The organism is uncultured Methanobrevibacter sp. (assembly GCF_902774605.1).
Classification (GTDB): Archaea; Methanobacteriota; Methanobacteria; order Methanobacteriales; family Methanobacteriaceae; genus Methanocatella.
Genome location: NZ_CACYJE010000001.1, coordinates 75,830 through 87,330 on the forward strand (window position 1 = coordinate 75,830; position 11,501 = coordinate 87,330).

Annotated in this window: 13 protein-coding genes; 8 read left to right on the forward strand and 5 right to left on the reverse strand. The window is 40.5% G+C overall.

Annotated features, from left to right (window positions below; translation table 11 throughout):
* Positions 1 to 42 precede the first annotated feature (42 nt).
* From QZU77_RS00330 to QZU77_RS00350, 5 genes are all read left to right on the forward strand, one after another.
* Entirely contained in the window at positions 43 to 1,737 is a 1,695-nt protein-coding gene (locus QZU77_RS00330) for an acetolactate synthase large subunit (protein ID WP_295598285.1), read from the forward strand.
* Complete coding sequence (gene ilvN / locus QZU77_RS00335) at positions 1,738 to 2,223, forward strand: acetolactate synthase small subunit (protein WP_295598288.1); 486 nt, start codon at positions 1,738 to 1,740, stop codon at positions 2,221 to 2,223. It begins immediately after the preceding gene.
* A 3-nt stretch (positions 2,224 to 2,226) separates the two neighbouring features.
* Positions 2,227 to 2,754, forward strand: a complete 528-nt coding sequence (locus QZU77_RS00340; protein ID WP_294999379.1) for a carbonic anhydrase — start codon at positions 2,227 to 2,229, stop codon at positions 2,752 to 2,754.
* A gap of 150 nt (positions 2,755 to 2,904) precedes the next feature.
* Complete coding sequence (ilvC, locus tag QZU77_RS00345) at positions 2,905 to 3,897, forward strand: ketol-acid reductoisomerase (RefSeq protein ID WP_295598291.1); 993 nt, start codon at positions 2,905 to 2,907, stop codon at positions 3,895 to 3,897.
* A 109-nt stretch (positions 3,898 to 4,006) separates the two neighbouring features.
* A complete protein-coding gene (locus tag QZU77_RS00350; protein WP_295598294.1) occupies positions 4,007 to 5,017 on the forward strand; it encodes a methanogenesis marker 12 protein in 1,011 nt (336 codons plus the stop codon).
* 10 nt (positions 5,018 to 5,027) lie between these two features.
* Here the strand turns inward: QZU77_RS00350 and QZU77_RS00355 are convergent, their stop codons facing one another.
* Positions 5,028 to 5,225, reverse strand: a complete 198-nt coding sequence (locus tag QZU77_RS00355; RefSeq protein WP_295598297.1) for an LSM domain-containing protein — start codon at positions 5,223 to 5,225, stop codon at positions 5,028 to 5,030.
* 74 nt (positions 5,226 to 5,299) lie between these two features.
* Between QZU77_RS00355 and QZU77_RS00360 the strand changes: the two genes are divergently transcribed.
* Positions 5,300 to 5,443: a hypothetical protein gene (locus tag QZU77_RS00360; protein ID WP_295598300.1), complete on the forward strand. Its 144-nt coding sequence runs from the start codon at positions 5,300 to 5,302 to the stop codon at positions 5,441 to 5,443.
* Here QZU77_RS00360 and surE read toward each other — a convergent pair.
* The gene (gene surE, locus QZU77_RS00365) at positions 5,432 to 6,211 is read right to left on the reverse strand and encodes a 5'/3'-nucleotidase SurE (protein WP_295598304.1); all 780 of its coding nucleotides are present in this window, start codon (positions 6,209 to 6,211) and stop codon (positions 5,432 to 5,434) included. The two genes, QZU77_RS00360 and surE, sit on opposite strands and share 12 nt — an antisense overlap.
* A 113-nt stretch (positions 6,212 to 6,324) precedes the next feature.
* Here surE and QZU77_RS00370 point away from each other — a divergent pair, with 113 nt between their 5' ends.
* Positions 6,325 to 7,233: a restriction endonuclease gene (locus QZU77_RS00370; protein ID WP_295598307.1), complete on the forward strand. Its 909-nt coding sequence runs from the start codon at positions 6,325 to 6,327 to the stop codon at positions 7,231 to 7,233.
* 137 nt (positions 7,234 to 7,370) lie between these two features.
* Positions 7,371 to 8,828 (forward strand): ATP-binding protein, encoded by a 1,458-nt coding sequence (locus QZU77_RS00375; protein ID WP_295598311.1) that lies wholly within the window; start codon positions 7,371 to 7,373, stop codon positions 8,826 to 8,828.
* Here QZU77_RS00375 and QZU77_RS00380 read toward each other — a convergent pair.
* The 3 genes from QZU77_RS00380 to QZU77_RS10805 form a co-directional block, all read right to left on the reverse strand.
* Positions 8,820 to 9,857: an oligosaccharide repeat unit polymerase family protein gene (locus QZU77_RS00380; RefSeq protein WP_295598314.1), complete on the reverse strand. Its 1,038-nt coding sequence runs from the start codon at positions 9,855 to 9,857 to the stop codon at positions 8,820 to 8,822. The two genes, QZU77_RS00375 and QZU77_RS00380, sit on opposite strands and share 9 nt — an antisense overlap.
* Entirely contained in the window at positions 9,858 to 11,207 is a 1,350-nt protein-coding gene (gene cfbB, locus QZU77_RS00385) for a Ni-sirohydrochlorin a,c-diamide synthase (RefSeq protein ID WP_295598317.1), read from the reverse strand. It lies immediately after the preceding gene.
* 153 nt (positions 11,208 to 11,360) lie between these two features.
* Positions 11,361 to 11,495 carry a zinc ribbon domain-containing protein gene (locus QZU77_RS10805; RefSeq protein WP_366208848.1) on the reverse strand — a complete coding sequence of 45 codons (135 nt, stop codon included), beginning with the start codon at positions 11,493 to 11,495 and terminating at the stop codon, positions 11,361 to 11,363.
* Positions 11,496 to 11,501: the final 6 nt, after the last annotated feature.

Sequence of the window (11,501 nt, forward strand, 5' to 3'; positions counted from 1 at the left end):
ATTCAAAACTTATTGTATAATATATGAAAAAAGGTTTTTACAATGAGAGGCGGAGAAGCGATAATTGAATCCCTCAAGAACATGGGGGTTAAGACAATATTTGGTTATCCTGGCGGACAGACCATACCATTCTATGACATGCTATATGATGCAGACATTGATCATATACTTGTAAGACACGAACAGGCCGCAGCTCACGCAGCTGACGGATATGCAAGGGCATCAGGTCGTGTGGGAGTGTGCTTGGCAACATCCGGCCCGGGGGCAACCAATCTTGTAACAGGTATTGGAACAGCTTTCATGGATTCCTCTCCTATCGTGGCCATTACAGGTCAAGTTCCCACTCACCTAATCGGAAATGATGCTTTCCAGGAAGCGGACATTGTTGGAATCACTATGCCAATCGTAAAGCATAGTTTCCAGCCAAAAAACCCTGATTTGATACCTTCAATCGTCAAGTCCAGTTTTGAAATCGCTTCCACTGGAAGACCAGGGCCTGTCCTCATCGATGTTCCCAAGGAGGTTCAGGAAGGCGAGCTTACAGGATTCGACGATTCATTGATTGAAACACCTGGATATAATCCCACCGTCAAGGGAAACATCAGGCAAATCAAGAAGGCCCGTGACTTAATCCGCGAAGCCAAAAAGCCAATGATCCTTGCCGGTGCAGGCGTTATCATGTCCAATGCATGCTGTGAGTTGAAGAAATTGGCTGAAACCATTAACGCGCCTGTGATGACTTCACTTTTAGGTAAGGGGGCATTTGATGAGACCAATGATTTGGCATTGGGAATGCTTGGAATGCATGGAAGGAAGGTTTCAAACGATTACGTCAACGAATCAGACCTGCTGATTGCAATCGGCATAAGGTTCTCGGACAGGACAACCGGAAGGCTGGACAGTTTCGTTCCAGACACTAAAGTAATCCACATTGACATTGACCCTGCTGAAATCGGCAAGAATGTTGAGGTGGACCTTCCGATAGTGGGTGACGCTAGAAACGTATTGGAATCATTGAATAAATTATTGAACGATTACAAGCCATCAAAAGAGGTTAACGATTGGACAGACATGATAAGGCAGAAAAAAATGGAACTGTTGCCTCGCGTAACCTATGATGACGTGCCGTTGAAGCCGCAGGCTGTAATCAAGGAGATTGCAGAAGTCCTCACTCCTGATTCAATACTTACAACAGATGTGGGTCAGAACCAGATGTGGGCCGCTCATTTCTTTGACACTCAAAAGCCGCGCAAGTTCATATCATCCGGAGGGCTTGGAACCATGGGATTCGGATTCCCGTCAGCAATCGGTGCAAAGGTCGCATGCCCTGAAGACCCGGTTGTATCCATCAACGGTGACGGCGGATTCCTGATGGTCTGTCAGGAACTGGCAACAGTTCATGAGTATGACATACCGGTAATTGCAATTGTATTGGAGAACAGGACACTCGGTATGGTGTATCAATGGCAAAGCCTATTGTACAATGAAAGACACTCACAGACACTATTGGGCAACAGTCCCGACTTTGTCAAGCTGGCGGAAAGTTTTGGCGTGAACGCTTCAAGAATAACCAAGCCTGGAGAGACAAAAGAGGCTTTAAGCAAAGCAATCAAGGATAATGAACCAATCCTATTGGATATTGTGATAGACTCCGAGGAGGCCCTCCCGATGCTTCCGCCTGGAGCCGGAATAAATGAAATGATTGGTGAGTACAAACTAGAAAAGGATGTGATTTAGATGGAAGAGCAATATCACATTATTTCAACACTCGTTGAAGACAAGCCAGGGGTCCTTCAAAAGGTTGCTGGAATGTTCAACCGCAGGGGATTCAACATTGACAGCATAACCGTTGGAAACTCAGAGGTCGAGGGACAATCCCGTATGGTGATAACCGTCCATGCAGATGAGAAGGGACTTGAGCAGGTCACCAAGCAATTGAATAAACTAATTGACGTTATCAAGATTAAAGATATTACTCAAAAAGCAGTCAAAAGGGAATTGTGCCTTGTAAAGGTTAATATCCCGGACGTTAAGGCAAGAGCAGAGATAATGCAGTACACCAATATCTTCCGAGCTCACATATTGGATGTTACAGAAGAGTCAATAATGGTTGAGCTAACCGGGGATAAGGAGAAAATCAATGCATTCATATCTTTAGTAGAGCCATTTGGCATAAAAAGAATAGCCCGCACAGGCCTTACAGCCATGTCAAGGGGAGTATGAAAAATGACTATATTAGAAGACGTATTAAAAGACAATAAGGAATTTGTGGAAAACTTTGAAGGCGAAGAAATGTCACACCATGCAGCCAAAAAACTGGCAATATTGACCTGTATGGACTGCAGACTCATCGACTTTTTCGAACCTGCACTCGGTCTTAAAAGGGGAGATGCAAAAATCGTCAGAAACGCAGGAAACTCCATTGTAGGGGAAGATGCAATAAGATCCATCGGTGCAGCATTATACAACCTTGGCGCTGAAGAGGTAATGGTTGTAGGTCACACCGAATGCGGTATGGCAGGAGCCGACGCTGAAGCATTGAAAGAAAAAATGCTAGCACGCGGCATTAAAGAGGAAGACATTGCCAAATACGATTTGGCTGAATGGATTGGCGGTTTCGAGTCCGAAGAGGCAAACGTCATTGATGTTTGTGAAAAAATCAAGAACCATCCGCTGATCCCTGATGTGCCGGTGCACGGTTTAATCATCGATATCGTAACCGGTGAGTTGAAAGTATTGGTAGATGGCTATTAGACCCATCTATTTTTTCTTATTTTTTTAAATTCTACTTTTGTAAAATATTTTTTATATTTAGGTTAGTTTTATTAATATTGAAAATCATAATTATTAAGTGATATTTTAGATATCTTAACTTATATAATACAATTTAAGAGATGATTTTAAATGAAAATGATTTACGACAACGATGTAAATACAGATGCTCTTGAAGGAAAAACCATTGCAGTAATCGGTTATGGTTCCCAAGGAAGAGCACAATCCAGAAACATGGCTGACAGTGGAGCTGATGTTATTGTTGGTGTAAGAGAAAATGGTAGTTCTTGGAACTTAGCAAAAGAAGATGGAATGACTGTAAAAACCATTGAAGATGCAGCTAAAGAAGCAGACATCATCCACATTCTTCTTCCGGATGAAATCCAGGAAAAAGTCTACAACGAACAAATCGCACCATATGTTGAAGCCGGAAACACCATTTCATTCTCTCACGGTTACAACATTCACTTCGGATTAATCAAACCTGGTGAAGATGTTAACATCGTAATGTTTGCACCAAAAGGACCAGGATCCATGGTAAGAAAAACCTACGAAGAAGGATTCGGTATTCCAGGTCTCGTTGCAGTTGAACAAGACGCAACCGGTGACGCTTTACAATTAGCATTAGGCATGGCAAAAGCATGCGGCCTAACCAAAGCAGGAGTTTTAAAAACTACTTTCAAAGAAGAAACCGAAACTGACTTATTCGGTGAACAAACCGTATTGTGCGGAGGAATCACTGAACTCATCAATGCAGGATTCACCACTCTCGTGGAAGCAGGTTACCAGCCTGAAATCGCTTACTTCGAAACCTGTCACGAAGTGAAACTCATCGTTGATTTAATCTACGAAAAAGGATTTGCCGGAATGTGGACAGATGTAAGTAACACTGCCGAATTCGGTGGATTAACCAGAGGTAAAAAAATCATTACCGATGAAGCAAAAGAAGGTATGAAAGAAACCTTGAAACAAATCCAAGACGGCACATTCAAAAAACAATGGGCTGAAGAAAACGCCACCGACGGCGCTAACCTCAAGGAAATGAGAGCGGCTGAAAGTCAAAAAGAAATCGAAATCGTCGGTGAAAGACTAAGAAAAGCCTGTGGATTACAAAAAGATGATTAAACAATCATCTTTTAAACTTTTTTTTTTTATTGCAATTCTATTTTTGTTAACAAAACATTTTTTAACCATTGATTTTAATATTAATACTTAAAATGGGGGAGTTTTATTCATGGTTTTCATTGGAATGGATCACGGCACAACAGGCATATCCTTTTGCATAATGTCACAGGACGGCGAAACAATAGACATATTCAAGATCGACAGGGAGGATTCCAAGTCAGGCAAGGTTTCAGCCATCGAGGAATTGTCAAAAAGAACAGACTTGAGCAAAGTCAAGCTAATGGCAATCACATACGCCATGGGCGACGGATTCAACAAGATATTGCCGATCGACAAGGTCGAGGACAGGGGAATATTATCCATAAACGGTGCCGGAAAGGTCACCGGCGGGGGAACCTTAGTGTTCTCAGAGCTTGAAAGCTCAGACATTCCAACAGTCATGATACCTGGACTTCACAAGAACTCCACTTCACTTAATGAACTCTTCAACGCAGCCTACTCTCATCAGGCAAGCCCTGAGAAAATCAGCATATCCTATAATGCCCTCAAGGAATCCGGATGGAGTAATTTCATAGTCGCAGACATATCCTCCAACAGTGTCGACATACTCATTGAGGACTCTAAAATCAAGGGTGCGATGGATGCCTGCATCGGAGCGATGGGTGTCGTTCACGGTCCATTGGACCTGGAGATGATACGTGACATCGATGAGGGAAGGCGCACCGCAAACGAGTGCTTCTCACACGGTGGGGCAATCAAGATAGCGGGCATTGACGGCAAGGTCGCAAATATGAAGGACCAGTTGCTTGAAAACTACAGGAACGGTGATGAGAAGGCTAAACTGGCCATTGACACTTTGATAATGACTGTCGCAATGGAGATTGCCGGTTTGGATGTTGTGTGTGAAAACGAGATTGAGGGAATAGTCTTAACAGGCTCCATTGGAAGCGCCACCGAACCATTCAACTTCCAGGATGAAATCAACAGGTACTTCAAGGGCAAATACGATTTGAAGGTGATTTCCAAGGAATCCGGCGCCATAGGTGCGGCGCAGATTGCACGTGACGTCTTTAATGGTGCTGATGAGATTTTAGGTGTTGAGGTTGATTTGAAAAAATAGGTGATGAGTGTTATTCGTTTAGGCTAACGAATACGATATTACCGCCTTTTAGGGTTTCAATACCCTTATCATTTTCCAAGACGATATTCAAGTAATTGTCAATGGCTATAATTTTTCCTTCAGCCTTATTATTGTCTCTTAACTCAACAAGCACGTTCTTGTTTTTAAATTGTCTGAATAGTTTGTTTACTTGGTCTCTTTCTGTCATGTTTTTCCATCCTTAAATAGTATATTATAATATATTTTTCAACTTTATATACTTTAATGATTTAATAGTATAGTATGGCAATTAATCAATTAGAAAGCAACTTAGAAGCTATAACCAGAACATTGGCTCAGCTTGAAAAAGACGGATGCAATGATGAGAAAATATTGAATGAACTTCGTGAAGAAAGGGATAAGATTCTTAAAGATTTAAATCTCTAGGAAATCCCTAATTTCTTTTATATCTCCAGTCAAATCTATTTTTAATGGAGTTATTGTTGTTTTATTGAGTACGCTCAACGTGTGACCGTCGCTTCCGGGCTTATGGGAATCGTAGGGTTCGCCGCCAATCCAGTAGTATGGCTTTCCGCGCGGATCCAATCTCTTCTCGATGACTGGAACGTACATTCTTTCGCTGAGTTTGGCTATTTCAAACTTATCGTCTGACGGGTTGGCAGGAACATTCACGTTCAACAAGTCAATCCCTTCAGGCAGACCTTTTTTTAGAACTGTTTTTGCCAGCTTGTTGAGCATTTTACCGGCAAATGAGAAGTCCACCTCGTTTGCTCCGTTCTCGAACTTGATGTCGTCACGGGTGACTTCCTGTGAAACGGCTATTGTTGGGATGCCGAAGCTTGCCGCCTCAATCGCTGCGCCCAGTGTTCCGGATGTTGTAAGCTCCGCCTTTCCGATGTTGAAGCCTGTGTTTATCCCGGATATCATTATGTCGGGCTTTTCATCCATTATCTCGAATAATGCCAGTGTCACCGCATCGGTCGGTGTTCCGGTGACTCCGTACCCGATACTTCCGTCCCTTAAGACATGCTCGTTAATCCTTAATGGGTCGTATAATGTTAATGCATGGCCTATTCCGCTCTGCTGTGTTTCCGGTGCTATGACATATGTTTCGCATAGGTCTTCCATTGCCTTTTTGGAGGCAAGTATTCCTGAAGCGGTTATTCCATCATCATTACTGATTAAAGCTTTCATATATTTATTAATAGTGCACTTTGTTAAAATATTTTTTGAATCATAAAAAACTTTAATAACAATTTAGATTATAAAATATAATATTATTGTAAAAAACACATGCGGGTGGAAACTTGGAAAAACCACAATTGATTAATTTTATAGCGAAAGTAATGGAGGACTCAGGTTTTAAGGTTTATAAGAATTTTAAAACCTCACAGAAAGTCATTGACATATATGCTCTTCTACCTACAACAATTGGGGATTTTGGAGTAGTTGTAGCATGCAAGAATTATGATAAAACTTTTCAAATAGGTGTCGATGTATTGAAGGAGATGGAAGATGTGCAGGCAAGCATCAAGGCTTCCAAGGTGACAATCGTCGCCTCATGTTATTTCTCAGAGCAGGCAAGAAACTATGCCCTCAGGAAAAACATCAAATTGGTTGACCGTGACGGTCTGCTTGAGCTTGCAAAGAAATATCAGGACAGGACCAGGCAGACAACACTGGACAACACTTCCTATGACGGCGGTGCCGGCCAGTACATTGAGGAGGAGTATCCTGAATACAATTATGACGCTTCAGACATGGAGTATATCATGCAGAGAAGGGATGCCAACCCTGCCGTTTACAAGAACACCTTGTACAGGCAGGTCGATGAGCCGCAGCACATGAATCCCAGAAGCCTGTTGAACCGTGTATATCATCCTCCTGCAAGGGATCCCTATGCTCAAACCAACTTATACAATTACGATACAAGACCAAGGGGAGGAATCTTGTCAAACCCGCTGGTTGCAACCCTTCTGAGAAACCCGGTCGTATTGATCATACTTGTTGTGATATTCTCATATCTCATATCATTCATAGCAGGCAGCCTGCTTAAGATGGATTCCGGAATGACCGGTTTGATTGAGATGATAGTTGCACTCTTATTGTCCTACGGTCTGTCATTGTACACCGATAGGAACACTGATTTCATCGTTAAAGGAACATTCATATTCTTCGTTTCCCTAATAATCTTGATCTTATTGATCTTCATTTAAGATTAATGCATGTGGTTTTTTTTCTTTTTTTTTTGATTTTTTCAAATATATATTTTTTATCATAATTTAATTTATAACTAATATATTAGTTAATTATTTATATATTAACAACTAATATATTAGTTAAGGTGTTTGACATGAATCATGAAGAAGAAAATGCATTACATGATTTTTTGCAAAATCAAATAAATTACGTTCCAATTTTACTTGATGAAGAATTAACCCACAAAAATAAAAAATTTAATCATAGAAATGATTTTAAAGGAATTACAGATATAATCGATGATTTTATTAAAGGAGATAATATTGACCGGTATATTGTCTTGCCAGGTTTAAGAGGAGTTGGAAAAACAACAATATTATATCAAATTTATGATTATTTATTAAATGATAAGAAAATCAATCAAAATCAAATATTATATATTTCCTGTGATTATCTGAAAAAAACAATGCATGAATGCGATATTTTAAAAGCAATTGAATATTATATTAGGGAGTTTCATAATTCATCAATTCAAACTTTGAATAAAGAAATTTTTCTGCTAATTGATGAGGCCCATTTTGATAAAGACTGGTCGCTTGCAGGCAAAATAATTCATGATTTGTCAAAAAAAATATTCATGGTCTTCACCGGCTCATCCGCTATAAAATTAGATTTTGATAAAGAATCCTCAAGGAGAATGATCAATCAAACCATTTGTCCACTTAATTTTTCACAATATCTCAAATTAAAATATGATTATGATGCTGGACCTATGTCACAATCATTGCTAAATATGATTTTCACATCTGAAATAGAAGATGCAGTTATTCTTGAGAGTAAAATTAATTCAGATTTGTTAAATCTAAAAGATTACACTACCGATGATTGGGAAAATTATTTCAGGATTGGGGGATTGCCATTAGTCATGCATGATAAAAATCCAAGGAAATCGTATAGGAAAATATTCCGTTCAGTTGATACAGTAGTAACCAAGGATTTAGCTGCCGTTAAAAATATTACAACAAATGCTGAAGATCAAGCCTTAAGGTTATTAAAATTTTTAGCGCAAAAAAGGCCTGGTGAAACATCACAAAATACTTTGGCCGACATTATTAAAGCACCCTATTCAACTGTCGGTTCATTGCTGCGTTTACTTGAAAAAACACAGTTGATATTTCATTATGAACCTTATGCTGGTGCTAATGGCCGTGCAAGAAAATCTTGGCAGTATTACTTTGCCAGTCCATGCATTCGTCATGCAATAAACAAGCAGTTTGGAGTTTCCTCAATTAAAAAAGATGATTATGATGGCATACTTTTGGAAAATTTTGTAGCATCATCACTATTTAATGTAATGAATAATGAAAATTATTTTGATTTTGATACATATTTTCAATTAGGTAAAAACAGTGTTGATTTTATCATTAAAAAGGAATTTGATCAACCGATACCCATTGAAGTAGGACTTGGAAAAAAGAATAAGAATCAAATCAAAGGAGCGATGAATAAGTTAAATTCTTCTCATGGGATAATCATATCCAATACTACAAAAAAAATAGAAAAAAAAGACGATATAATATATATTCCAATTAAAACATTCGGATTACTTTAATCGTATAATTAGATAGATTAATCCTATCAAATACAAGAACCAGATCATTATGTCAGTCGGTCCGGTTTCAATCCATATTATTGTGTGTGTCAGGATGAATGCGTAGATTCCAACACCAAAACCTTCTTTTGCCTTATGTAGCAATCCTAAAAACACGCCCATGAAAAGCATCTGGATAGTCAGTCCAACGTATCCGAAATCAAGCATCACCGGTCCGAATAGTGTTGATGTCAGGCAAACAGTGTATTTGAGGACGTACTCTCCTATGAATGTCCTTGGGCTTCCGGATGAAAAGATCATACCCAGAATATGCCCGTGGGTGGTGCCTGCCAGGGGGATTATTTTCTCGAAAACTTCCAATGTGAATCCGGCGCGGTAGAATATTAGCTCCAACGGGTTCAGCGTCCAGTGTTGGTTTGCTATTGACTGGGATGCGATGTAGCCGACACCCATCAATCCGATGATTATGATTGCTATGAAAGCTATTCCAAATTTTCTTGAAATCTTATTTAAATAGTATAGTGTTATGAATGAGCTTCCCATTATTCCCAATACTGATGTCCTGTAACCGTTCAAGCCGAATATCAATGCTCCAATGACTATAAGGCTCAGGTACTTGCGGTCGTAGTATTTTGCAAGCAGCAGGTTAAGTGTTATCAGAAACAGGGGATAGGCTATTCTCCAGATGTTGGTGGTGGCGTTTGCCTTCAGTGTGCTGTTGAATAATGGTATGCCTCCAAGCAGAACTAGGTTAAATGCCTGCAATATTAAGGCTATGACTGTGAGTGTTAAAAGTAGTTTTTCAGAGATAAAATCGATTTCCCGCTTTTCAGGGATGCTCACTTTATATTTGACAATGGCATAGCCGATAGTGAAGACTATGCATGCGAATATCACGGTAAGTATCACTTGCCAGCTCAATGGGTCTTCAAATCGGTAGTTGAAAGATCCTATATAACCCATCGCCAGGAAAGCAAGTATTCCAACTACCACGATTAATGGATTGAAAAAATCGATTTTGATCCTCATCTAATCCTCCAGTTCACGGGCGGAAATGCATAGGTTTCCTGCGAAATCAGGCATCGCTGCCACGTGAGTGTGAACGTAGCTTGCGAGAGTGTTTTTCTCCATGAAACCATCCATGTTATCGTATGAGCCCTTGCCTCTTGTAACCTTGAATGCCAACTTATTTTTAAGCTCATCTACAATGACCTTGGAGTAATGAAACTCGTGGCCGTGGAAGACCTCTCCCTTCTTGGATATGATGTTGTCCTCCTGCACCTCTGCGATAGTGTACTTGAGCGCCTGGACACGGTCGGTCAGCACGGCCTTGTAAGGGTAGATGTCAACCACTTTATCGTCGTGGATGGAGTTCATGAGATACATGAGTCCCCCGCATTCCGCAAATATAGGTCTTGAGTCATTGTGGAAGTTTTTGATGTCTTTAAGCATTTGCTTATTGTCTGATAATTCCTTTGAGAAGAGTTCAGGATAGCCTCCGCCGATGTATAGTCCGTCAACGTCAGGTAGTGTTTCATCATTTAATGGTGAGAAGTACTCTATTTTTGCATTGTTCGCCTCGAGGGCTTCAATGTTTTCCTTATAGTAGAAGTTGAACACCTCATCATATGCCACTCCAATCCTTACCGGCTGCTTGTTCAGCCTGTTCCAGATCGGGATTCTCTCGGAGGTGATTTTCGGTGCGGATTTCGCTATTTCCACCAATCTGTCGAGGTCGATTGATTCATGGATTGTTTTCGACCATATGTCTATGAATTTGATTGAGGTTTCCCTTTCACGTGCAGGAACAAGACCCAAGTGCCTTTGCTCGATTGAAATAGTGTCATCCCTTTTTATCCCTCCGATGACCTCGGTTCCAGTGATTTCCTCTATTGACCGCTTGGTCTTGAGATAATGGGCCTGGTTTTTCACCTTGTTCAGGATAACTCCGGCAATGTTTATTTCCGGATCAAGAGCCTTGAAGCCCAAAACGAGTGCAGCGGCGCTTTTGACGAGGCTTCTTGAGTTGATGATTAGAATCACAGGTGCCTCTAGGGATTTTGCAACTGAAGCGGTGCTTCCTATATCGTTGATGGAGTCGATTCCCTCATACAGTCCTCTCACTCCCTCGATGACTGCAATGTCCTTTCCCTCCATTCCCTTGAGGTAGGAGTCACGGACCTGCCCCTCCTTCATGAAAAAGGAGTCCAGGTTTCTTGAAGTGTTTCCAGTCGCTAATGTGTGGTATGACGGGTCGATGTAGTCCGGTCCCACCTTGAATGGCTGGACATTGTACTTTTCGCTTAATGCCTTCATTATACCGGTTGCGATAGTGGTTTTTCCAACGGCACTGCCGGTTCCTGCTAGTATGATTCTCATATTATAATAATTATATAGGATACATTATTAACTTATTGGATTAATTCCATTATTTTTCACACATCCCTTGGAGTAGTCTTGAACTTCCCCGTCTTGTTGAGGACGGGGATTCGCAAACCAAAAAAAATTTTAGATATTTCTTTTGGAGTTTTTTTACTGCACCGTCGTCCCGACGATTTGTAATCCTTTATTTATGATGTTTATGGCTGCATTGCGGTCACGGTGGTGGTGTGTGTGGCAATGCGGACATTCCCAGTTTCTTATGTGTAAGTTTTGTTTTCCGCTGATTTTTTT

Coding starts and splice junctions, on each gene's coding strand:
- QZU77_RS00375 (WP_295598311.1), top strand. CDS start 7,371: ATGAATCATGAAGAAGAAAATGCATTACATGATTTTTTGCAAAATCAA.
- QZU77_RS00380 (WP_295598314.1), bottom strand. CDS start 9,857: ATGAGGATCAAAATCGATTTTTTCAATCCATTAATCGTGGTAGTTGGA.
- QZU77_RS00340 (WP_294999379.1), top strand. CDS start 2,227: ATGACTATATTAGAAGACGTATTAAAAGACAATAAGGAATTTGTGGAA.
- ilvN (WP_295598288.1), top strand. CDS start 1,738: ATGGAAGAGCAATATCACATTATTTCAACACTCGTTGAAGACAAGCCA.
- ilvC (WP_295598291.1), top strand. CDS start 2,905: ATGAAAATGATTTACGACAACGATGTAAATACAGATGCTCTTGAAGGA.
- surE (WP_295598304.1), bottom strand. CDS start 6,211: ATGAAAGCTTTAATCAGTAATGATGATGGAATAACCGCTTCAGGAATA.
- QZU77_RS00355 (WP_295598297.1), bottom strand. CDS start 5,225: ATGACAGAAAGAGACCAAGTAAACAAACTATTCAGACAATTTAAAAAC.
- cfbB (WP_295598317.1), bottom strand. CDS start 11,207: ATGAGAATCATACTAGCAGGAACCGGCAGTGCCGTTGGAAAAACCACT.
- QZU77_RS00330 (WP_295598285.1), top strand. CDS start 43: ATGAGAGGCGGAGAAGCGATAATTGAATCCCTCAAGAACATGGGGGTT.
- QZU77_RS00360 (WP_295598300.1), top strand. CDS start 5,300: ATGGCAATTAATCAATTAGAAAGCAACTTAGAAGCTATAACCAGAACA.
- QZU77_RS00350 (WP_295598294.1), top strand. CDS start 4,007: ATGGTTTTCATTGGAATGGATCACGGCACAACAGGCATATCCTTTTGC.